This window comes from Bacillus sp. 1021 (assembly GCF_014534735.1).
In the GTDB taxonomy this organism is placed as follows: Bacteria; Bacillota; Bacilli; order Bacillales; family Bacillaceae; genus Bacillus; species Bacillus siamensis.
Genome location: NZ_JACVSR010000005.1, coordinates 60,826 through 83,691 on the forward strand (window position 1 = coordinate 60,826; position 22,866 = coordinate 83,691).

Consider the following 22,866-nt stretch of genomic DNA (forward strand, 5'->3'; position numbering starts at 1 on the left):
AAAAAGGCCCCGGCCCCTTTTAAGGAGCCAAGGCCCGCTGTCTTACTCTTCTTCTGTTCCTGGTTTTTTCTTACGGAATTTCGCCAATACTTCATATACGATCGGCACAATCAGAAGGGTAAGCAGAGTCGAACTGATTAAACCGCCGATAACGGTGACACCGAGTCCTTTAGAAATGACCTGACTTCCGCCTTCGAAGCCCAATGCCAATGGAAGCAGGGCGCCGATTGTCGCGATCGCCGTCATCAGAATCGGACGCAATCTCGTAGAGCCGGCTTCAAGGAGCGCTTCTCTCGTCGATAAGCCTTCCGCTTCTTTATGGATGACGCGGTCAATTAAGACAATCGCATTTGTAACGACGATTCCGATCAGCATCAGCATACCGATCATGGCGTTCAGACTGATCGTCTCTCCGGATACATACAGTCCGGCTAATGCGCCGATGATTGTAAACGGCAGCGAGAACAGAATCGCAAACGGCGCTAATGCTCCGCCGAACGTAATCACAAGCACGAGGTATACGATGGCGATTGCGGCAAGCATCGCTAAACCGAGTTTCGTAAAGGAATCAGCAATATCGGCTGATACACCGCCGGTATCAATAGATACATTGTCCGGCTTATCCAGTTTGTCTACTTTCTTTTGAACGGCTGATGACACCTTCGTGATGTTGTCAGAAGTGACGGTTGCCGTTACGTCAGCGTACACTTTGCCGTCGCGTCTGGAAATGGTATCAGATGTCGTGCCGTTTTTCACTTTCGCCACATCGCCGATTTTTACTTCTTGGCCTGCAGGCGATGTGATGGTTTTATCCTCTAATTCTTTTACACTCTTATACTGGTCTTTTTCTGTTTTGATGTTTACGTCAAGCTCTTTGCCGTCTTTTTTCACCGTTGTCAAAGGAGACTGTGACGTTTGCGGCATCAAGGCTTGGGAGATTTGCGAAGCCGTCAGGCCCAGCTTGCTGAGCTTCTCCTGGTCAGCGGTAAACGTGTACTCATCATATGTGCTGGAAAGGCCTGAGTTGACGTCTTTCAGATCCTTCTGCTTTTTCATGATGCCTTCGATGTCTTTGACCGTGCCTTTAATATCAGACTCTGAATCTCCGTACACATAGTACGTTAATTCGTTGTTGTTGCCTGACGAGCTGAAATTTTGTGATTTCCATTCGCCGCGGCTGGATGTTTTTTTGACTTCTTTTAAGACATTGTCTTTTTCTTTGTCAAAATCAGGCGTGTCATCCTCGTATTTCACATAGAACAACGCCCCGTTTGAGCTTCCGCCGAGCGGGCTTTGCGAGCCTAATGAATACTGGACGGTATCGACATGTTTGCGTTTAAGCAGCATGTCTTCCGCTTTTTGCGCAGCTTTTTCAGCTTCGCTTTTCGTTTCACCCGGTTCAGGCGTGTATGTGAGCTGCATTGTTTTGTCCGCTTGCGCAGGCAGGTAGCTCGCGCCGATCAGAGGTACGAGGAACAAACTGCCGGCAAGCATCAGAACCGCGATAATAGATGTAATCCATTTATGGCTTAATGACCAATTCAGCACTTTTTTATAGAAATTGGCCAATCTGCCCGGCTTATGCTCTTTCGCTTTAACAGGCGCGCCTGTGAGCGATTTTTTGAATAAACTGTGCGCAAGCATCGGCACCAGTGTGATGGAAATCAACAATGATGCGGCAAGCGCGAAAACGATTGTTAAGGCAAACGGCATAAACAGTTCGCCGATCTGTCCGCCGACCATGGCAAGCGGCAGGAATACGGCAATGGTTACGATCGTTGATGACATGATCGGTTTAAACATTTCTTTTGTCGCTTCACGCACCAATTGCTTCCCGCGTAAAGGCTCATCTTTCAGCCTCATGCGGCGGTAAATGTTTTCGATAACGACAATGGAATCATCGACTACCCGTCCGATGGCGACCGTCATCGCGCCGAGTGTCATAATGTTCAATGTGACATCGAGCTGATTCAGCACCAGAAGCGCAATCAGCAGTGACAGCGGGATGGAAACGATAGAAATCATCGTTGATTTAATATCTCTTAAGAATAAGAGAATAATCACTACCGCAAAAATCGCGCCGAAAATCGCTTTGCTTAACATCGTCTCCACTGACTCTGTAATCGGCTTTGCCATATCAAGAGTCGAGCTGTACTTGAACCCTTTGTGGTCTTTTTTGTATTGATTCAGTTCATCTTTAATCGCATCGGCCACTTCCACCGTGTTGGCGTCATTGGCCTTTACGATATTAATTCCGATGCTGTCCTTTCCGTTCGTGCGGGAAATGGATTCTGCTTTTTTCACATCTTTAATGTCGGCAATGTCAGAAAGCTTGACTGTCGGCACCCCTGCTGATGCGCTTTGCTGTGCCTGCTGCGCAGCCTGAGCGTCCGCCGCGGATGCCGCACCAGCTCCGCCCGCTTGACCTTGAGCGGCAGAAGAAGATGTGACCGGAATTCTCATATCTTTCAGATCTTTAATTGACGTAATATTTCCGTTAACGACAACTGATTTTTCTTTGTTGCCGAACGTGTACAATCCAAGCGGCGTATTGACGTCAGAGCCTTGGATCACTTTTTTGACGGTATCTTCATCAAGTCCGTACTCTTTCATTTTTTTGTCTTTGAAAGAGAATTCCACCTGCTCTTCCTGCTGTCCGGAAACTTGCACGGACGCAACGCCTTGGATGCCTTTGAGCTTAGGAACGAGAGTGTTTTCCACATTTTTGGTCAGATCTTCAAGCGAGCTTTTGCCGCTTGTCACACTGAGCGTCAAAATCGGGAAAGAGTTGAGGCTGTAACGGGAAATGTCAGGTTTTTTCGCGTCGTCAGGAAGGCTGACACTGTCCAGCGCTTCAGCGACTTCAGTTTTCGCCTTGTCCATATCCTTGTTGTAATCATATTCAATCATAACCGATGAGACGTTTTCAGAGGATGTGGACGATACGACGCTCACTCCTTCTAAATTCTGCACCGCCTGCTCAATTGGTTTCGTCACGTCATCCGCAACTTGACTCGGAGCAGCTCCGGGATAAGTCGTATTTACTGAGAGGTAAGGCATGTTGACGTCCGGTATGGATTCCTGTTTCATATTCAGACCGGCATACAGCCCTGCTACAGTAACGATAATCGTCATCAGCCAAACTGCGAATTTGTTCTTCAGTACAAAGTTAATAATGTGGTTCATCATGTCCTCCGTTATTTTTTATTGACTGACTGGTCATTCTATATAATACTAAACGGTATAACTCAACATCGTCAACCAATAAGGCAGTAAATTTTTCTAAATTTTTCAAGGATTAAGGGGAAGCACGTCATGAACGAAAAAAAAGAGAAAATCATAAAAACAGGCATCCATTTATTTGCTAAAAAAGGATTTTCTTCAACAACGATTCAGGAAATCGCCGGCGAGTGCGGAATTTCAAAAGGCGCCTTCTATCTCCATTTCAAATCAAAAGAAGACCTTTTGCTGTCCGCATGTGAGTATTACATCGGCATGTCTATGGAAGAAATAAAGAAGATCAAAACAGAACATCTGCATAAACCGCCTAAGGACGTATTCCAAAAACAAATCGCATATCAATTCCAGGAATTTATGGAGCATAAGGACTTTATCATTCTCTTGCTGAGCGAAAAGGTCATCCCAGAAAATCAAAAGGTAAAACAATACTTTCATGAGGCGAATATTCAATTTAACATGCTGTACCGGGATGCTTTGCTGTCCGTTTACGGAGATGCCGTTATACCGTTTTTAGCGGACGCATCCGTTATGGCCCAAGGGATTGTGAGTTCTTATATCCATTTCTTGATTTTCAATGAAAATACAGCATTCCGGACGGAAAACGTGGCCCCCTTTCTGATCGCCAGGATAGATGATCTGATTACCGGACTGATAAAAGACAATCCCGATCCGCTTTTGCCTGAGGATATTTTCACTCAGCCCGCGGCGGACAGAAAGAGACTGCTCGCGGATATTCAAATGGCAAAAGCTCAGCAGGGGCTGCCTGAGGACGTTCTCGTTTCGCTGGAAGTCATTGAAGAGGAAAGCGCAAAGGAAGAGCCGCGCAAACCGATTATTAAAGGAATGCTGTCCAATTTGGCAGGCAGCGGAAATAAACAGATTGAAACGCTGCGTGCTTCCATTGAAACCTATTTCAGCTTATAAAAAAAGAGACCGGCGCATACCGGTCTCCGTGTCAGCAGCGCCCTTACAGGCGGCTGCTTTTTTTATCGTTTTTTGATTTCTTCAAGTAAAATTTTGTTGACCATCGGCGGGTTGGCCTGTCCTTTTGAGGCTTTCATAATCTGCCCGACAAGGAAGCCGATCGCGCGGTCTTTTCCGTTTTTGAAGTCTTCAATTGACTGCGGGTTGCTGTCAAGCGCATCTGTCACCAGCTTCAGAAGCACGCTTTCGTCAGAAATCTGCACGAGGCCTTTTTCTTTGACGATTTTTTCAGCGTCTCCGCCTTTTTCAATTAATTCTTTGAAGACTTTCTTCGCGATTTTAGACGAAATGGTCCCTTTTTCAATCAGCTTAATCATGCCGGCAAGGCCCTCAGGAGTCAGTGCGACATCCTCAAGCTCTTTTTGTTCGGCGTTCAGGTAAGCTGACACTTCACCCATCAGCCAGTTGGATGCCTGCTTGGCTTCTGCGCCTTTATTGACCGTTTCTTCGAAGAAATCAGCCATTTCTTTCGTCAGCGTCAGAACCATTGCGTCATAAGCCGGCAGGCCGAGCTCTTCGATATAACGTTTGCGGCGCTCATCCGGAAGCTCAGGAATGGTTGCTCTTACGCGTTCTTTCCATTCGTCATCAATGTAGAGCTCAACAAGGTCAGGCTCTGGGAAATAGCGATAGTCATCCGAACCTTCTTTGATACGCATCAAAATGGTTTTTTTCGTCGCTTCATCGTAGCGGCGCGTCTCCTGCTGAATGACGCCTCCTGACAGAAGCACCTGCTCCTGGCGTTTTTCTTCATGCTCAAGGCCTTTTTGCACGAATGCGAAGGAGTTCAGGTTTTTCAGCTCCGTTTTTGTGCCGAATTTCTCCTGGCCGATCGGACGGAGGGAAATGTTGGCGTCACAGCGCAGTGAACCTTCTTCCATTTTACAGTCAGACACGCCTGTGTATTGGATAATTGATTTCAGCTTTTCGAGATATGCGTAAGCTTCCTCCGGTGTGCGGATATCCGGCTCAGATACAATCTCGACAAGCGGCGTGCCCTGGCGGTTGAAGTCAACGAGGGAATAGCCGTCGCCCGTATGCGTCAGTTTTCCCGCATCTTCTTCAAGGTGAAGACGGGTAATACCGATTTTTTTCGTTTTTCCGCCGACTTCGATTTCGATCCAGCCGTTTTCGCCGATCGGCTTGTCAAATTGAGAAATTTGATATGCCTTCGGGTTGTCCGGGTAGAAATAGTTTTTCCGGTCAAACTTCGTATCCGTTGCGATTTCGCAGTTCAAAGCCATTGCGGCTTTCATCGCGAATTCGACCGCTTCTTTGTTTAAAACGGGCAGCACGCCGGGATACCCAAGGTCAATGACGCTCGTTTGGGTATTCGCTTCCGCTCCGAATGGCGTCGGTGAGCTTGAGAAAATTTTAGATTTTGTTTTTAATTCCACATGGACTTCAAGTCCGATTACCGTTTCAAAGTTCACTTCATTTCACCCCTTACAGTTCAGGTTTCGCTTTATGATGATCTGTTGCCTGCTCAAAAGCATGAGCGACACGGTATACAGTGCCTTCATCGAAGTGCTTTCCGATGATTTGCAGTCCGAGCGGCAGTCCGTCCGCAAATCCGCACGGCACGCTGATTCCCGGCACACCCGCGAGGTTGACAGGAATCGTTAAAATATCGTTGGCGTACATTGTGAGCGGATCGCTGGTTTTTTCGCCGATTTTGAAAGCTGGTGTCGGCGTTGTCGGTCCGACGATGACATCGTATTTCTCAAAGACGTCTTCAAAATCTTTTTTAATGAGCGTGCGCACTTTTTGCGCTTTTTTGTAATACGCGTCATAGTAGCCTGAGCTGAGCGCGAAGGTGCCGAGCATGATGCGGCGCTTCACTTCGTTGCCGAAGCCTTCTGAGCGTGTCTGTTTATAAAGGTCGATCAGGTTGTCCGCATTGTCTGAGCGGTATCCGTAGCGGATGCCGTCAAAGCGCGCAAGGTTCGCAGACGCTTCGGAAGATGACAGCAGATAATACGTCGCAAGCGCGTATTTGCTGTGCGGCAGAGATACTTCTTCCCATGTCGCTCCAAGGTCTTCAAGCACTTTTAAAGCGGCTAAAACCGATTCTTTCGCTTCTTTGCCGACGCCTTCCCCGAGGTATTCTTTCGGCACGGCGATTTTTAAGCCTTTAATGTCGCCCGTTAATGAAGAAAGAAAGTCCGGCACTTCGACATTGGCGCTCGTAGAGTCCATTTTGTCCGCGCCTGAAATCGCCTGAAGCAGGAATGCGTTATCTTCTACGTTTCTTGTGATCGGTCCGATCTGGTCTAATGAAGACGCAAAAGCGACCAAACCGTAACGCGACACGCGTCCGTATGTAGGCTTTAATCCGACGACGCCGCAGAAAGAAGCCGGCTGACGGATGGAGCCGCCCGTATCAGATCCGAGTGAAAACGGCACTTCGCCGGCTGCAACCGCAGCTGCGGAACCGCCGCTTGATCCGCCGGGAACCGTATCAAGATTCCAAGGGTTTTTCGTCGCTTTGTACGCGGAGTTTTCAGTAGAAGAACCCATCGCGAACTCGTCCATATTCAGCTTTCCGATCGTGACGGCTTCAGCGGCCTGAAGGCGCTCCACTACCGTCGCATCGTAAATCGGATCGAAGTTTTCGAGGATTTTGCTTGAGCATGTTGTGCGAAGCCCTTTTGTCACGATGTTGTCTTTGACGCCGATCGGCATTCCGAAAAGAAGACCGTGTTCAGACCGGCCGTCAACCGCTTCGTCAAGCTCTTTCGCGTAAGCGCGGGCTCTTTCTTCATCAAGCTGTAAAAATGCCTGCACCTTATCATCCACGGATGCGATCCGTTTGTAAGATTCATCAACAAGATCGGAAATCTTGATTTCTTTTTTATGTATCATTTGTTTCAGTTCTGTGATTTTGTGATCAAATAATGACATACTGTCTCCCTCCTTTAATCCAGAATAGATGGCACACGGACATAGCCGTCTTTATGATCGGGAGCATTCTTCATGACATCCTCGACCGGAAGGCCTTTACCCGCTTCATCTTCTCTCATTACGTTTTTCATTTTCAGTACGTGTGTTGTCGGTTCCACGTTATCCGTGTCCACTTCATTAAGCTCCTCGGCAAACGAGATGATGCTGTCAAGCTGTTCTGTGAACATTTCAGCTTCTTCATCCGTAATGGCAAGTCTCGCCAAATGAGCGACATGTTTTACTTCTTCTATAGAAATTCGTGACATAAGATCCACCTCCGCATAATTCTCCGTTTCGTCATATAATACAGATCATATCAAAAACGAGCCCTCTAAAGCAACAAAACGCCGCCTCCTGAGGCATGATGAAACCCTCTCTATTTTATCCTAAATCGGAGAGAAAGAGAAACGAATTATATGTCAGAAAATTTTTACTTTTATAATTTATTGGTAGCGTTTTCATCTTTAAGCTGTTCTATGTTGCCGGGGATTTTTTCCTTGAATGGGCCAGGTTTCGAGAGTTGATTGATCGGGGATACTTTGTTAGGTTTAGTAACCATAGCCTGCACAAAATCATGCACTCGGCATGTCATGATGACTAAAAGGCTTGCCGCCGGCGCAAAAGTCCGGCACTACTAATCTGCAGAGGTGATGCAACATTTACTTAAAAGAAGAGAGGGTCCAGAAACGTGAGTATTGAATTAATTATATCTCTTGGCATTTACTTTGCTGCCATGCTGTTAATCGGCTGGTACGCATTCAGAAAGACAACGAATATTAATGATTACATGCTGGGCGGAAGAGGACTCGGCCCGTTCGTAACGGCGCTGTCCGCAGGTGCGGCGGACATGAGCGCATGGATGCTGATGGGGGTTCCCGGCGCAATGTTCGCAACGGGATTATCGACCTTATGGCTGGCGCTCGGTTTGACGATCGGCGCATATTCAAATTATCTGCTGCTTGCTCCGAGGCTGCGCGCCTATACGGAAGTTGCGGATGATGCGATTACGATTCCCGATTTCTTCGATAAACGGTTCCGCCATTCGTCATCATTGCTGAAAATTGTTTCCGCCGTGATTATTATGATCTTTTTCACACTGTACACATCGTCCGGAATGGTATCCGGAGGCAGGTTATTTGAATCGGCATTCGGCGCCGACTACAAATTCGGTTTGTTTTTAACGGCCGGTGTTGTTGTGCTTTACACGCTGTTTGGCGGTTTCCTTGCTGTCAGTCTGACTGACTTCGTACAGGGAGCGATCATGTTTGCGGCATTAGTGCTTGTGCCGATCGTTGCTTTTACCCAGCTCGGGAGCGTTTCAACGACGATTGATTCGATCAACGCCGTTAACCCGAAACTATTGGATATCTTTAAAGGCGCGAGCGTCATTAGCATTATTTCTTACTTGGCATGGGGACTCGGCTATTACGGCCAGCCTCATATCATCGTACGATTTATGGCGATTAAAGAAGTGAAAGATTTAAAACCCGCCCGCAGAATCGGGATGAGCTGGATGGTTATTTCAGTTGTCGGTTCACTGCTTACCGGGATTATCGGGGTTGCGTATTCTCATCACTTCGGGGTCTCCGTAAAAGATCCGGAAACGATTTTCATTATTTTTTCTAAAATCTTGTTCCATCCGCTGATTACGGGCTTCCTGCTGTCTGCAATTTTAGCGGCGATTATGAGTTCCATCTCCTCACAGCTTCTCGTAACGGCAAGCGCCATTACGGAAGATTTATACCGCGCCTTTTTCAGACGGGAAGCGAGCGATAAAGAATTGGTCATGACCGGACGCCTGTCAGTATTAATCGTGGCCGTAATCGCCATCCTGCTTTCCATGAATCCGAACAGCACCATTCTTGATCTGGTCGGATATGCGTGGGCAGGCTTCGGTTCGGCCATCGGTCCGGCGCTCCTTCTCAGTCTGTACTGGAAACGGATGAATGAATGGGGAGCGCTTGCGGCGATGATTACCGGAGCTGCGGCCGTTCTAATCTGGATTACGACGGGGCTTGCCGCTTCAACCGGCATATACGAAATCATTCCGGGGTTCTTCCTCAGTCTGATTGCCGGTATTGCCGTCAGTCTGCTGACCAAAAAACCGGCCGATGCTTCTTATCAGCTGTTCAGCCGGATGGAAGCTCTTTTGAAAAAGAAGAAATAGACAAAAAGCCGTCAGATTTTATCCCTGACGGCTTTTTTCTTCCGCACTTGTCCTGCTATAAATACTGTGAGAAAATCATATCAATTTACTATAAGAAAAACTGCGGAGGTGCTGTGCAAATTGAGCTGGCCTATCGATCCGGACATTTTATTAAAACTGGGCATTGCCACGCTGATCGGGATGATCATCGGTCTTGAGCGCGAGCTGAAAAATAAACCGCTCGGACTGAAAACCTGTATCGTCATCGCCGTCAGCTCCTGTATGCTGACGATCGTCAGCATTAATGCGGCCTATCATTTTCCGAAATATTACCGTATTATGATGGATCCGCTCCGTCTCCCCGCCCAAATCATTTCCGGCGTCGGCTTTATCGGTGCGGGCGTGATTCTGCGTAAAAGCAATGACGTCATTTCCGGCCTGACGACATCGGCTATCATCTGGGGTGCAGCCGGACTGGGTCTGGCCACAGGCGCCGGCTTTTATAAGGAGGCGTTCGCAAGCCTCTTGTTTATCCTGATCAGCGTCGAGTTTCTTCCGTGGCTGATCAGAAAAGTCGGCCCCAACCGCTTGAAAGAGAAAGATATCCGCGTGAGGATGTCTCTTTCCGACAAAGACAAAATGACCGAGATTTTAAAGGAAATGAAAAGCAAACAGCTCCGCATTCACTCCGTCCGGATAGATGATCTGCATGAAAAAGAATTTCCGATTATGGAAGTGAAAATCAGCGTTCATAAAAACCGCTACACAACGGACGTGTATTATGATATTAAAGAAATTCAGGGTGTCGTCGGAGTGAAATGCGATACGTTATAAAAAAACGCCGGACTGATGTCAGCCGGCGTTTTTCTATTTATACGAATGCAGAAAAATGATATTCAGTAATCGGTGTTTCGTTTTCAATATCGCGTCTGAAGCCTTTCAGCATCTCAAGCTCTTCATCTCCGAGTGAGTCTAGGTCAAACGCCTGATGCAATAATCCGTAAATCAGCATATGGCGCAGCCGGAGGAAATCCGGGATTTTTTCAAGCCAGGCGGGATCAAGGTCATTTTCTTCCCTGTAGCCTTTCATAAAGTGTGTCATGAATTCACCCGTGAACGCGGCCTTGTCTTCATACGGGATGACCGGATACCACAACATGTTGTACAGCAAAATACTGATATCATTCACAAACCAATTGTAGCCGATATCATCAAAATCAAAGGCAGTAATTTTTCCGTTGTCCCAGTTGAAATTGCCATGGTGCAAATCGGCGTGCACCAAACCGTAGCTTTCCGGGTTCTTCGGCAATTTCCGCAGTTCCTCCATTAAAGCATCCGCCCGCTCGAATACGAGATGCTGATCTGCGGGCACGTATTTTCTCAGCTTCAGCTGCTCCTCTTCGTCCCATTCCTGCCTTTTATATTTCGGGTCGCTCAGACGGTAGCTTTTCGTCAGCCGATGCATGTTCCCCGTATACTTGCCAAGCTCATAAAACAGAGTTCCGTTCCAGTCTGATTCTTCTACTTTATGGCCCGGCGCTTTTTCATAGACTCTTAATAAAAACGCTCCGCCTTTTCCATCCGGCACTTTTTCGACATCTCTGCCATTTAATGAAGGAATCGGTTTTGCTGCTGAAAGCCCTCCCTTTGTGAGATGATGAAGCCATTCCATTTCTCCCAGAATATATTCCGGTGTTCTGCGGATCGTATGCGTAATTTTTAAAATATAAGGTTCGTTATCTTTCACAATTTCATATACGTAGTTCTCTGCGTCTGCGATAAATTGAAATTTGGTAAAGCCGTATATTTCACCGGCTTTAGCGAGCACCTTATCTTCCTCAAAAACCGCTTTAATATCTTTATGCATGCTGATTCACCCTCTTCATATCTTTTGGCAGTGATATGTGTACTCAGCATAAGTCATTCATCAACATCCCGCCCTTCTTTTTGTTCCTAACAGATTAGTAACATCCGCCTATAAACAAAAAAGTTTTTCCTGTTAATCCTTATTTATACAAATATCTTAACATACGTCACTGCTCTCACCAACGATATATACAAGAAAAACCCTTGCTCATAAAGAAATGAACAAGGGCATCTTAATTAATCGTAAATATGGACGGTCGGTTCTTTGTCACCCGCATTTCGGACGATCAGCGCTTCCTGGCCGTCTGACGAGGTGATATTGATTTCAACATCGACTGAGCCTTTTGAATAATAATCCATGAGCTCACCCGTTAAGTATTGGGTAAAGGCGATGACTTCGCTTTTACCGTAAAATTGCATTGGGATTTCTATTTTCATTTTTCTCATTTCATCATTTTCGTACATCGCCGTTCCGACTACTCCGGTGTAGTTCGGGAAGTAGCTGTCGATCGCGTTTTTGAAGCGTTTAAACACTTCGGAATCGTCAGGGTATTTCTTTGCCGTGTCTGTATCCGCCGGATAGAACACGTATTTTTCTTTGACATCATCCCAGTTTGAAATGGTGGATGAGCCGGCTTTGACTTCTGTTTTTGCAATGTAATTTCCCGGTACGATTGATGTTTTCGGCGCTTGTTTATAAAGGGCGACGGTAATCGGCACATTTTTCAGGTTATCCATTTTCCGGAGACGGTTAACGACTTCCTGGGCGATTTCTTCCCCGTGGCTGCGGATCGTTTTGTCGCTGAGCTCTACTTCCTGCTGCGGATCACCGGTTTTTTCGCGGTAATAGTAAACAGAGTTGAGAGCGAGACCGATCATGACACCGCCAAGCTGGATGGAGTTTTTATCTTTTCTTACTAAGTAATCTTGTTCAAGCATAGACGCTAAGTAAATCGGGCTGTTTTCGTTTTTCTCTTTTGCCGATCCCGAACTTGGCAGCACCGGGTTTAATCCGAGATTCTGGAAATTGGCGTCTGCCTTTTTCGCCTTTTTCAGATCACTGCCTTCTTTTTTGCGGTCAAGCCAGCTGAGTACCGTATCCTCATCTAAATACTGGCCTTCCTGGTACAAATAATCATCTGTCGGGAACGTGTCTTGGGCGAGCCGCATCAGCCCCGTCTCGAATTCATCGATGTCCAGCCTCGTATTCAGCCGGTCCGCGGTCAGGCCGCGCGCTTTTCCGGCCTTAAACGGAAGCACCATCTTATAGTAGGAATCAGAGATATTATATTTCGGTATGATCGCTTTTTCAGAAGACTTTGCGGTTTTCTGCGTGATCTCTTCCTCTTTTTTTCCTCCGAAACTCGGCGAACAGGCTGACAGCATCAATACTGCCGCGGTCGCCGTCGCCGCCAATGCCAACATCTTTTTCAATAGAAAACACTCCTCTTATTTCTTTAGCTCTCCCAATAGCTGTGCTTCATTCCATACTTCAATGTTTAATTCCTGCGCTTTTTCCAGCTTGCTTCCGGCCGCTTCTCCGGCGATCACCAAGTCTGTTTTTTTGCTGACAGATCCCGTCAGCTTTCCGCCGAGCGCTTCGATCTGCGCTTTGGCTTCATTTCTGGACAGCTCTTCAAGCTTTCCGGTTAATACGATGGTTTTTCCGGCAAAATAAGAGTCGCTGTCCTCCGCTTTTACTTTTTTCGGGCCTTTATAGAGTGTGTTCACACCGAGCTCTTCCAGTTCATTCAAAAGCTCAAGCATTTCTTCTTTTCGGAAGTAGGTGATGACGGCATCAGCCATCTTTTCACCGATTTCGTCTACTGCAAGCAGCTCTTCCTCTGTGGCTTGTTTCAGATTTTCCAGGCTTTCAAAATGCATGGCCAGTGTTTTGGCCGCTTTTGAGCCGATAAAACGGATGCCGAGACCGAACAGCAGCCGTTCCAGCGAATTCTCTTTCGACTTTTGGATGGAGCTGATCAAATTGTCAGTTGATTTTTCCCCCATCCGCTCAAGCCGGATGACCTGTTCTTTCGTCAGCTTATACAAATCAGCGACATTACGGACGAGATGTTCACGGAAAAGCTGTGTGATGACACGTTCTCCGAGTCCGTCAATATTCATCGCGTTGCGTGAGACAAAGTGAATCAGGCCTTCTCTGATCTGCGCCGGGCATTCCGGGTTGATACAGCGCAGCGCGACCTCTCCTTCAATGCGGACAAGTTCGCTTCCGCACTCAGGGCAGCTGGTCGGCATATTGAATTCTTTTTCTTCTCCGGTCCGCTGTTCAACTAAGACATTGACGACCTCAGGGATGATATCGCCCGCTTTTTTGACGACCACTTTATCGAGAATGCGGATATCCTTCTCTTTAATTAAATCTTCGTTATGAAGGGATGCTCTTGAGACCGTCGTCCCCGCTACTTTTACCGGTTCCAGGACGGCAGTCGGCGTAATGACGCCCGTTCTTCCGACATTCAGTTCGATATCGAGCAGTTTTGTCACGACTTCTTCTGCCGGGAATTTATAAGCAATCGCCCAGCGCGGGCTTTTTGCCGTATACCCGAGCTCTTCCTGCTGATCGAGCGAATCCACCTTGATGACGATTCCGTCAATTTCATACGGGAGATCGGCCCGCTTCGCCTGCAGCTCTTCGATCATTTCAATCACTTCATCTATCGTGGCGCATTTTTTCCGTTCCTGGTTTGTTTTAAAACCGAGCTCATCCAGAAAATCCAGGCCTTGACTCTGTGTTTCCACACCCATTTCGTCAAGCTCCGCTATACTGTAGACGAAAATGTCAAGATTTCGTTTCGCTGCAATTTTCGGATCGAGCTGTCTGAGTGAGCCCGCAGCCGCGTTCCGGGGATTGGCGAACGGCTCCTCTTCATGTTTCAGCCTTTCCTCATTGAGCGCTTCAAATGACTGTTTCGGCATGTACGCCTCTCCGCGCACTTCTATGGAAAGATTCCGTTTCATTTTCAGCGGAATGTTGCGGATCGTTTTTAAGTTTTCCGTGATATCTTCGCCCGTCGTTCCGTCTCCTCTTGTCGCGCCTCTGACGAAATAGCCGTCTTCATAACGGAGAGAAACAGCAAGACCGTCTATTTTCAGCTCCACATTGTAAGCGACGCCGTCGCCGACAGCCTGACGGACGCGGCGGTCAAAATCGCGAAGATCGTCATCGTTAAATGCGTTGCCGAGACTGAGCATCGGCGTGCCGTGCTGCACCTTTTGAAACGACTCAAGCACCGCTCCTCCGACCCGCTGTGTGGGCGAATCAGGCGTTCTGAGCTCCGGGTGCTCTTCTTCTATGGCCATCAGCTCCTGCATCAGTCTGTCGTACTCGGAATCCGGCACGCTCGGTTCATCTAAGGTGTAATATTCATAACTGTACTGATCGATGGTGCGGCGCAATTCTTCTGCCCGGTGTTTCGCTGTTTCTTTGTCCATCATGTTCTTCCTTTCTCTTCAGGTTACTGCTTTTCAATCGGGGCAAAGGCGGCCAGCAGACGTTTCACGCCGACTGGGCTCGGGAATGCGATATCAAGCTCCGTGCTTTCGCCTTCTCCTTTTACGCTGACAACCGTTCCGGTGCCCCATTTTTTATGGCCCGCTTTATCTCCGACCGCCCAGCTGAGCGAGTCGCCGCCTGTTTTGTTCGCGTAGGAAACAGGACGGGATACGGGCCCGCGTTTCGGCTGCATTTTTCTTCCCGGCTGCATGCGCGGGGTTTTCTTCTCATTTAGGTTCTCCAATAAATCGTCAGGTATTTCCCTGATAAAGCGGGATTCCGGATTCATATTGGTACGCCCGAACAAGGTGCGCATTTTGGCATTCGTTAAGTACAGTTCTTCTTCCGCCCTCGTAATGCCTACATATGCGAGCCTGCGCTCTTCTTCCATCTCGGCTTCTTCCATCAGGGAGCGGCTGTGCGGGAATACGCCTTCCTCCATGCCCATTAAGAACACGACAGGAAATTCAAGCCCCTTAGCGGCGTGCAGCGTCATTAACGTGACGGCATCCTTTCCGCCCGTTTCCTCTTCCTTCTGGTCGAGCTGGTCAATATCCGCAATCAGCGCCAGATCGGTCAGAAACGCGACGAGAGACTTGTCTTCGCTTTTTTGTTCGAAGTTTTTCGTGACAGAAAGAAACTCGTCGATATTTTCAAGACGGCTCTGGGCCTCAATAGACTTTTCAGCCTTCAGCATTTCTCTGTATTCCGTTTTATCGAGAATTTCTTCCGTGAGTTCCGTAATGGACAGGTAATCCTGCATATTCGTCAGATTTTCAATCATCACACCAAAGCCGTCAAGCGCGTTTGCCGCTTTCGCGCTGACGCCGATGAAATCAATCTGTTTGATCGCCTGGAACATTGACATGCCGTTCATCGCCGCGTATGAAGCGATTTTTTCAAGCGAAGTGGCGCCGACGCCCCGTTTCGGCACATTGACGATCCGTGTAAAACTGATGTCATCGTCCGGGTTTGACACAAGGCGCAGATACGCGAGAATGTCTTTAATTTCTTTTCTGTCGTAGAACTTGGTTCCGCCGACGATATTGTAGTTCAGACCGGCTTTTAAAAGGGTTTCCTCGATAACGCGCGACTGGGCGTTTGTCCGGTATAAAATCGCGATATCGGAAAGCTTCCGCCGGCCTGAGCTGTTCAGCTCATAAATTTTGCCCGCGACGAATTGGCCTTCGCCGAATTCATTGTCGCCGCTGTAATAAGCAAGCTTGACGCCTTCGTCATTCTCCGTCCACAGGTTTTTCGGCTTGCGGTTTGAGTTGTTTTTGATCACTTCGTTGGCCGCCTGCAGAATCCGCTTTGTCGAGCGGTAGTTTTGTTCGAGCAGAATCACGTTTGCGCTCGGATAATCTTTTTCAAAGGAAAGGATATTCGCGATATCCGCCCCGCGCCATCTGTAAATGGACTGGTCGGAATCACCGACGACGCAGATATTTTCAAGACGGGCCGCAAGCTGCTTAACGAGCAGGTATTGCGCTCTGTTCGTATCCTGATACTCGTCTACGTGAATGTACTGGAATTTGCGCTGATAAAACTCAAGCACTTCCGGCACACGCTCGAAAAGCTTGATCGTCGTCATGATTAAATCATCAAAATCGAGCGATTGGTTTTTCAGCAGTTTTTTCTGATAATCGGTATACACGTCACTCGTGACCTGATCGTAGTAGCCGCCGGCCGTTTTTGCGAATTCCTCAGGTTCGATCAGCTCGTTTTTTGCGCTGCTGATCGAGCCTAAAATACTTCTCGGATCAAACTTTTTCGGGTCGATATTCCGCTCTTTCAGAATCCCTTTAATAACGGAAAGCTGATCAGCCGTATCAAGAATGGAGAAGTTTCGGTTGATGCCGATTCTGTCAATGTCCCTGCGCAGAATCCGCACGCACATGCTGTGGAAGGTGGATATCCAGATTTCATCCGCGCCGGGGCCGAGAATGCTCTCCACCCGCTCCTTCATTTCTCTGGCGGCTTTATTTGTAAATGTAATCGCCAGAATGTTCCACGGCGCCACGTGTTTTTCCGCCATTAAGTACGCGATTCTGTGCGTCAGCACCCGTGTTTTTCCGCTTCCCGCACCTGCCATCAGAAGCAGCGGACCGTCCGTCGTCTTGACCGCTTCCTGCTGAACGGGATTTAATCCGCTTAATAATTGATTGCTAATGTAATTCATATCCGTTCACCGCCTATCAAACATATGTTCTATCATAAATCAAATTCGTCCGCTTGGCTACTTTGTCTTTACAGCCGCCACCGTTTTGAGCGCCTGATCAAAATCTTCATATACGGCATTTCCCACAACGATGACATCGGCATGACGGCCGAACCGTTCCGCCGTTTCCGCGTCTTTAATGCCGCCGCCGTAAAACAGGACGGACTTGTCCAGCACAGCCTTCGTTTTCTCCACTGTTTCTATGTTCGCCAGCATCCCGCTGTATTCCAGATAAAAAATCGGGAGATGAAGCAAATTCTCCGCGACCCGCGCATAGGCGAGAATATCTTCTGTTTCTATATGTGTATCCGCCTCCGTCAAAGCGGCCGCCTTACAATCAGGGTTGACGATGCAATAGCCCTCCGTCACGATTTCCTCCATTGACATGAGCTCGCCGTATTCTTTCATCGCCTGGTGGTGCATGCCGACAATCCAGTCCGCATTTTTGCTGTTAAGCACACTCGGAATGAAATAAAGATCAAACCCAGGCACAATGGAATCAATCGTTGACACCTCAAGTACGCACGGCACTAAAAACCGCCGCACCTTTGACATCAGCCTCAGCACATTGTCCTCGGTGACATTGTCGCTTCCTCCGATCACAATGGCGTCAGTCCCTGATTCACAAAGCCGTTCCAGCTGTTCATCCGGTAAATCTTTATTCGGATCGAGTTTAAAAACGTGCTTCCACTCGTTAACATCGTACATGCGTTTTCGTTCCTCCATTCGTTTCTTGCCATTTAAACATTATAACAAATTCATTTGGCCCGGAAAAACGGAAAAAGACGTCATTCACCTGATTCACAAAAAAAGATTGCGCTCCGCCTGCTGGGATACGCCTATGTTTCAAAAAAGACAAAATGTGGAATGTCAAAGAGAAAAAAGGCAAGGAGTCTGATTTCAATGGAACAAGCCATTATCATACTGATTTGTATATTAATTTTGATTATTTTGGTTCCCGCCGCATTGTTTCTTTGGATATACATAAGAGACGAAAAGCAGGAAGAGCATTCAGTGCTGCGCAATTATCCCGTAGCGGGAAAGCTGCGTTATATATTTGAAAAAATCGGGCCTGAGCTGCGGCAGTATTTGTTCAGCAATGATAACGAAGAACAGCCGTTTTCCCGGAGAGAATATGAACAGACAGTCATGTCGGGAAAGTATAAAAGCAGAATGATGGGCTTCGGATCGGAACGGGATTTCGACCAGCCGGGCTATTATATCCGTAACGCCCTCTTCCCGAAACAAAGGGAGGAACTGCGCACAGATCAGACGCCGAAGATCGAGACGATGGTATACAAGATTGACAAAGACAATCTGCTGAAGCGCAGCGAGCACCGTGAAAAAGCGAAAGCAGACCCTTATTACCTGCATCCGGACGATGTGCAAGTAATCGGCCGTGACACATGTAAGAAGCCGTTTTATGTAAAAGGATTAATCGGACAATCAGCGATGAGCTACGGCTCACTTGGCGACCGGGCAATTACCGCCCTGTCAAAAGGGCTGCACCAAGCCGGAGGCACATGGATGAATACAGGCGAAGGCGGCCTGTCAGAGTATCACCTGAAAGGCGGCGCGGATATTATCTGCCAAATCGGCCCGGGGCTGTTCGGCGTCCGCACCGAAGAAGGAGAATTTTCCTGGGAAGAATTTAAGAAAAAAAGCCGTCTCGAGCAGATTAAAGCCTTTGAATTAAAGCTTGCGCAAGGGGCGAAAGCAAGAGGCGGGCATATTGACGGCTCAAAGGTGACCGAAGAAATTGCCGCCATCAGGAATGTGCAGCCCGGACAATCCATTGACAGTCCCAACCGCTTCAACGAATTTTCAAATGTACCGGACATGCTTGATTTCATTGAGAAATTAAGGACTGTAGGTGAAAAACCGGTCGGCATTAAAATTGTCCCCGGCAGCCGCAAAGACCTTGAAGATCTTATTTCCTGCATGAGTTCATCAGGCAAACATCCCGACTTTATTACGATTGACGGCAGTGAAGGGGGAACCGGGGCTTCTTTCCATGAGCTGGCGGATTCCGTCGGCCTGCCGATTCTGACCGGCCTCCCCCTTGTTGACAGCCTTTTGAAGACATACGGTATAAGGGATAAGCTGAAAATTTTCGCATCCGGAAAGCTGCTCACTCCGGATAAGATTGCCGTCGCCCTCGCGCTAGGCGCGGATTTTGTCAATATTGCCCGGGGAATGATGTTTTCAGTCGGCTGTATCCGTGCTCAAGTATGCCACACCAATCATTGTCCTGTCGGAGTGGCGACAACCGATCCAAAACTTCAGCGCGCGCTCAGTATCGAAGACAAACAGCACCGCGTCTGCAACTACGTGCTTTCCCTGCGTGAAGGGCTGTTTCACCTTGCCGCGGCGGCGGGCCTCAGCTCGCCGATTCATTTCTCAGCTGAACACATCGTATACCGGGAGAAAGACGGAAGCCTGAGAGAACTTCCCGGCCTTATGGATCAGCACGCATAAAAAAACCGCCTGCCGTCACCGGCAGGTCGGTTTTTTACGTTGCTGAGGAAGATTCCCCTTTGTTTACACGGTCAAGCGCCATTTCATAGGCGTCATTTCCGTAATTTAAGCAGCGCTTCACTCGGGAAATCGTCGCTGTAGAAGCACCCGTTTCGCTTTCAATTTTGTGATACGTATTTCCTTCGCGGAGCATTCTTGCCACTTCCAAACGCTGCGCCAGCGATTGAATTTCATTAATCGTACAAAGATCGTCAAAGAAACGATAGCATTCCTCCAGATCTTTCAGCGATAAAATAGATAAAAATAACTGGTCCAGTTCTTTTCCGCGTAATTTATCGATTTGCATCGTCAAACACCTTCTCCTTTACTAATGGAAGCTGCATCGAGATCAGGAACGATATTAATCCATGTCTTTCCCGGCACAAACGGAAGAATCTCACCGCCTTTAACGGGCAGAATACGGCCGTCTTTGTATTCCCAGTCTGACTCAATAACATCGCCGTGCTGAAGCAGGAGGCCTTTCCCTCCTGATTGAATATCGATGGCCCGCCTTCCATCTTTGTCTGTCATACGATGGCCGGCTTCAACAATAAAAATGTTGCGCATGGCTAAAGGCTTTCCGGTCTCCCGGTCTGTCGCTTTCACACCATCAGAGCTTCTTGTATAAGTATCAGCTTTTTTATCATAATCGTATTCGACAAGATTTGTAACGTTTTGTGTTCCATAATCTATCCGAATATTGTAGGTTTCGTTTCCGGGTTTTGCATCTGATGTCTGAAATGGAAGCGGTTTTGTTTTTCCGTTCAGCTTGTATCCTTTTTGTTCCGCCGCCTTTCTGATATTGTCATAAGACGTGTAGGAATTGTGTGGCGGCTTGCTGAAATCGGCCCGCCAAAACAGGCTTCCGTCAAAATCCAAACCGTTTATATAATCGTAAGCACCGGACTCCAGCTGCTTTTTAGCGCCGGGACTCCAGCCATGATGGATAAATATGCTGTTAAACCCGCTGCTGAGGGTGACAAAGTATTCCCTCGCGCTCCGCACAGGCCCGACCGTTTCCGGCATCTCACTCTGAAAAATCGCGAGAAACCGCGTAATCCTGCCTTCCGCGAGCGCTTCGATGACAACATCCGCCTTTGACAGCCCGGATTGGGGCCTCGCCTTCGGATGATTGTTCACTATAACTGCAATCGGACGGCGTTCTGCAAGCTTCCGCTCAGTTTTTAACCCCGTTAAAGGAGCTTCCGCCTCTTTCGGCTTCACCTGATCGGCATCATTCTGCCGGCAGGCGGCAAGCAGCAAAAACGCAAAACAAAGCATACAAACGGTTTTCCATCTTTTCATATGTCGGCTCCCTGCTTTTATATTTTAACGCATTATCGATGGAAAGAGTACAGTTTTTTTCATCACGTCGAATATTCCTCTCGGCGTAATGCGAATATAAGGCAGGTGTGTGCTCTGCAAAAAGAGCAGCGTATAGATCGGATCGCAGAATCGGTAGCCCCGCTCCTCCAGCAAAGTCCTCAGCTTTTGCTCTTTTTCAAGCACGTCTTCAAAACTCTCCGCAGATGCAGAACCGTTTAAGGCAAGGGGAATTTCATGAAGAATCTTCCCGTTTTCGGCAAGCACGATTCCGCCGCCGATTTCTTTCATCCGTGAGAAAGCAAGCAGGATATCTTCCTTATTTTTTCCCGCAGCGATAATATCTCCGGTTGTCGTGTAAGAACTGACAAAGCCCTGCACCCGCTCGGCAAAACCTTTCAGCATTGTATTGACCCGCCATTTTCCATGCTTATCGAGAAGCGTGAGGTAACTTTCATCATGATCAAAAGAAAGCTGGTCAACAGAATTATCAATCGCAATCATATACGGCTCCATAATGACCGCGTTGCGCATTTTCACACCCATCGGCATTGAAAACTGTAAATCATCCATCGTCATATCATATGAAAGCTCAAGAGGGACAAGACCGCCTCTTTTCCAATCCATTTTTGTAAACGCCTTCATATTTCGGCCGTCTTCTTTCAGCAGGATGCCTTTGGAGATCACCGTGACCGGGTCCGGATTCATCGGGTCGTCGAGAATGTTCAATGAGGCAAGCCGTCCCGGACCGACCACACCGAGAAAGTCATCCATCTGATAATACTTCGCGATATTAAAAGACGCCATATTGTAGGCGTCAATCGCCGGAACCCCTTCCTCCAAAGCGATTTTGATCAATTCATTCGTCATGCCGCCTTTATAAAAATGCGGCGCCGCCCCATCCGTCGTGTAAAAGAAATGATCATAATGCCGGAAGCCTTTTTGATGGAGATCCTGCAATATCGTTCTCAAATCAGGGCGGATGGATGAATGTCTGAGTGAAACATAGTAGCCCAATTCAAGCCGTCTCATCACCTCGTCACCATTCATGGCCTCGTGGTCGGAATCAGCTCCGAATAATTTCATCTTCGTCAATGTTTTCTCAGAAGCGCCGGGAAAATGCCCTTCAATCCGCTTGCGCAGTTTTTTCGTCGCCTGCATGCAATGAAGCATTAAGTCATCGCCGTCCATCAGGCGCGGCCACCCGGTCAATTCTCCGCCTTGAATGACATCCGGGTGCTCAATCCATTGTTTGCGGACATCATAAGAAAGCAGCTGATCCTCATTCAGCACTTCTGTCTGCAGGTCGTATCTGGACCACCAGAAATATTGCACCGGCTGTTTTTTCAGTTCCTCTAATATAGTAAGCGCTTTCTTTTTACCGCTGTTCAAAAGAAAAAACAAGTTATCATTAACAAACGTCGTTGTTCCGAATTGAGACACATATTCGGCGAGCGTTTGGGGATTATATATTTGAAAAGGATGTGTATGCGGTTCAATGTAACCTGGCACAATGTATTTTCCTTCACAATTTATGGTATGAATGTGCTCTGCTGCATCAGGAATCTCATCACCAACATATACAATTCGGTCTCCGTAAATCCAGACGTTCTTTTTCAGCCATTGTTTTAAAAAAGGATTTAATACGAGAGCATCCCGTAAAAGCAGCGTTGGAAGCAGCTTTGAGTCTACAACATCCGCCTGTGATCTGATGTCTTTATTTTTCCAGTTAAAGGTACGTTCGGACATTCACATACTCTCCTTCGCTTATATTAGACCCATCGTATCACATCCGCACAATTATCGCACGGCCGAAACGTTACAAATTATTGAAGATGAATGAAAAAACTTTTTCTAAGGGAGCTGAAATGATGAAACCGAATATCAGTTTATTGAACGCCGTTATGCGCATCACTTGCGGCCTCACCATTTTATCTGCTGCGTCAGCGAAATATACGAGGAAACCTTGGTGCAAGATGCATCTCTTCTGTATGATGATGGGCGCGATGAAAGCGGCGTCCGGCATCCTCCGCTTCTGTCCGGTGACATATATGTTCCAGGCCGGAATGAATCAGGATGACAGCCATCAGCAAGAAAAATAACAAGCCG

17 protein-coding genes are annotated in these 22,866 nt (G+C 47.6%); 5 read left to right on the plus strand and 12 right to left on the minus strand.

The features are described 5' to 3' along the window. Nucleotides 1-42: 42 nt before the first annotated feature. Nucleotides 43-3,186, minus strand: a complete 3,144-nt coding sequence (locus ICW23_RS16880; RefSeq protein ID WP_188154831.1) for an efflux RND transporter permease subunit — start codon at nucleotides 3,184-3,186, stop codon at nucleotides 43-45. 129 nt (nucleotides 3,187-3,315) lie between these two features. On the opposite strand from ICW23_RS16880, the gene ICW23_RS16885 reads away from it, so the two are divergent. Further along, on the plus strand, nucleotides 3,316-4,164 hold the full coding sequence (locus tag ICW23_RS16885) for a TetR/AcrR family transcriptional regulator (RefSeq protein ID WP_016936996.1): 849 nt from the start codon (nucleotides 3,316-3,318) through the stop codon (nucleotides 4,162-4,164). Nucleotides 4,165-4,226: 62 nt separating this feature from the next. Here ICW23_RS16885 and gatB read toward each other — a convergent pair whose 3' ends face one another. Genes gatB through gatC form a run of 3 tightly spaced genes read right to left on the minus strand, consistent with a single transcriptional unit; the run spans nucleotide 4,227 to nucleotide 7,433 of the window. Then, nucleotides 4,227-5,657: an Asp-tRNA(Asn)/Glu-tRNA(Gln) amidotransferase subunit GatB gene (gene gatB, locus ICW23_RS16890; protein ID WP_016936997.1), complete on the minus strand. Its 1,431-nt coding sequence runs from the start codon at nucleotides 5,655-5,657 to the stop codon at nucleotides 4,227-4,229. Between the two features lie 13 nt (nucleotides 5,658-5,670). Further along, entirely contained in the window at nucleotides 5,671-7,128 is a 1,458-nt protein-coding gene (gene gatA, locus ICW23_RS16895; protein ID WP_188154832.1) for an Asp-tRNA(Asn)/Glu-tRNA(Gln) amidotransferase subunit GatA, read from the minus strand. A 14-nt stretch (nucleotides 7,129-7,142) separates the two neighbouring features. Then, nucleotides 7,143-7,433: an Asp-tRNA(Asn)/Glu-tRNA(Gln) amidotransferase subunit GatC gene (gene gatC, locus ICW23_RS16900; protein ID WP_003155732.1), complete on the minus strand. Its 291-nt coding sequence runs from the start codon at nucleotides 7,431-7,433 to the stop codon at nucleotides 7,143-7,145. 422 nt (nucleotides 7,434-7,855) lie between these two features. Between gatC and putP the strand changes: the two genes are divergently transcribed. Continuing rightward, on the plus strand, nucleotides 7,856-9,334 hold the full coding sequence (gene putP, locus ICW23_RS16905) for a sodium/proline symporter PutP (RefSeq protein WP_049628034.1): 1,479 nt from the start codon (nucleotides 7,856-7,858) through the stop codon (nucleotides 9,332-9,334). A 120-nt stretch (nucleotides 9,335-9,454) separates the two neighbouring features. Further along, nucleotides 9,455-10,147 carry an MgtC/SapB family protein gene (locus ICW23_RS16910; RefSeq protein WP_016937000.1) on the plus strand — a complete coding sequence of 231 codons (693 nt, stop codon included), beginning with the start codon at nucleotides 9,455-9,457 and terminating at the stop codon, nucleotides 10,145-10,147. Nucleotides 10,148-10,184: 37 nt separating this feature from the next. Here the strand turns inward: ICW23_RS16910 and ICW23_RS16915 are convergent, their stop codons facing one another. The 5 genes from ICW23_RS16915 to pcrB all read right to left on the minus strand — a co-directional run bounded on the left by ICW23_RS16915 (nucleotide 10,185) and on the right by pcrB (nucleotide 17,625). Continuing rightward, nucleotides 10,185-11,180: a phosphotransferase enzyme family protein gene (locus tag ICW23_RS16915; protein ID WP_188154833.1), complete on the minus strand. Its 996-nt coding sequence runs from the start codon at nucleotides 11,178-11,180 to the stop codon at nucleotides 10,185-10,187. 236 nt (nucleotides 11,181-11,416) lie between these two features. Further along, a complete protein-coding gene (locus ICW23_RS16920; RefSeq protein ID WP_016937002.1) occupies nucleotides 11,417-12,613 on the minus strand; it encodes a CamS family sex pheromone protein in 1,197 nt (398 codons plus the stop codon). A 15-nt stretch (nucleotides 12,614-12,628) separates the two neighbouring features. Next, the gene (ligA, locus tag ICW23_RS16925) at nucleotides 12,629-14,635 is read right to left on the minus strand and encodes an NAD-dependent DNA ligase LigA (protein WP_016937003.1); all 2,007 of its coding nucleotides are present in this window, start codon (nucleotides 14,633-14,635) and stop codon (nucleotides 12,629-12,631) included. Between the two features lie 23 nt (nucleotides 14,636-14,658). Next, nucleotides 14,659-16,878 carry a DNA helicase PcrA gene (gene pcrA / locus ICW23_RS16930; RefSeq protein ID WP_188154834.1) on the minus strand — a complete coding sequence of 740 codons (2,220 nt, stop codon included), beginning with the start codon at nucleotides 16,876-16,878 and terminating at the stop codon, nucleotides 14,659-14,661. A 57-nt stretch (nucleotides 16,879-16,935) separates the two neighbouring features. Continuing rightward, nucleotides 16,936-17,625: a heptaprenylglyceryl phosphate synthase gene (gene pcrB / locus ICW23_RS16935; RefSeq protein WP_095241970.1), complete on the minus strand. Its 690-nt coding sequence runs from the start codon at nucleotides 17,623-17,625 to the stop codon at nucleotides 16,936-16,938. Between the two features lie 195 nt (nucleotides 17,626-17,820). Between pcrB and ICW23_RS16940 the strand changes: the two genes are divergently transcribed. Then, nucleotides 17,821-19,395: an FMN-binding glutamate synthase family protein gene (locus ICW23_RS16940; RefSeq protein ID WP_095241968.1), complete on the plus strand. Its 1,575-nt coding sequence runs from the start codon at nucleotides 17,821-17,823 to the stop codon at nucleotides 19,393-19,395. Between the two features lie 34 nt (nucleotides 19,396-19,429). Here ICW23_RS16940 and ICW23_RS16945 read toward each other — a convergent pair whose 3' ends face one another. The 3 genes from ICW23_RS16945 to ICW23_RS16955 are packed head-to-tail and all read right to left on the minus strand — an operon-like array spanning nucleotide 19,430 to nucleotide 22,506. Further along, nucleotides 19,430-19,741: a YerC/YecD family TrpR-related protein gene (locus ICW23_RS16945; protein ID WP_003155745.1), complete on the minus strand. Its 312-nt coding sequence runs from the start codon at nucleotides 19,739-19,741 to the stop codon at nucleotides 19,430-19,432. Nucleotides 19,742-19,743: 2 nt separating this feature from the next. Then, the gene (locus tag ICW23_RS16950) at nucleotides 19,744-20,739 is read right to left on the minus strand and encodes a DUF3048 domain-containing protein (RefSeq protein ID WP_095241966.1); all 996 of its coding nucleotides are present in this window, start codon (nucleotides 20,737-20,739) and stop codon (nucleotides 19,744-19,746) included. A gap of 24 nt (nucleotides 20,740-20,763) precedes the next feature. Continuing rightward, nucleotides 20,764-22,506: an adenine deaminase gene (locus tag ICW23_RS16955; RefSeq protein ID WP_095241964.1), complete on the minus strand. Its 1,743-nt coding sequence runs from the start codon at nucleotides 22,504-22,506 to the stop codon at nucleotides 20,764-20,766. Nucleotides 22,507-22,628: 122 nt separating this feature from the next. On the opposite strand from ICW23_RS16955, the gene ICW23_RS16960 reads away from it, so the two are divergent. Next, nucleotides 22,629-22,859, plus strand: coding sequence for a YgaP family membrane protein (locus ICW23_RS16960; RefSeq protein WP_003155749.1), 231 nt, complete (start codon nucleotides 22,629-22,631; stop codon nucleotides 22,857-22,859). Nucleotides 22,860-22,866 lie beyond the last annotated feature (7 nt).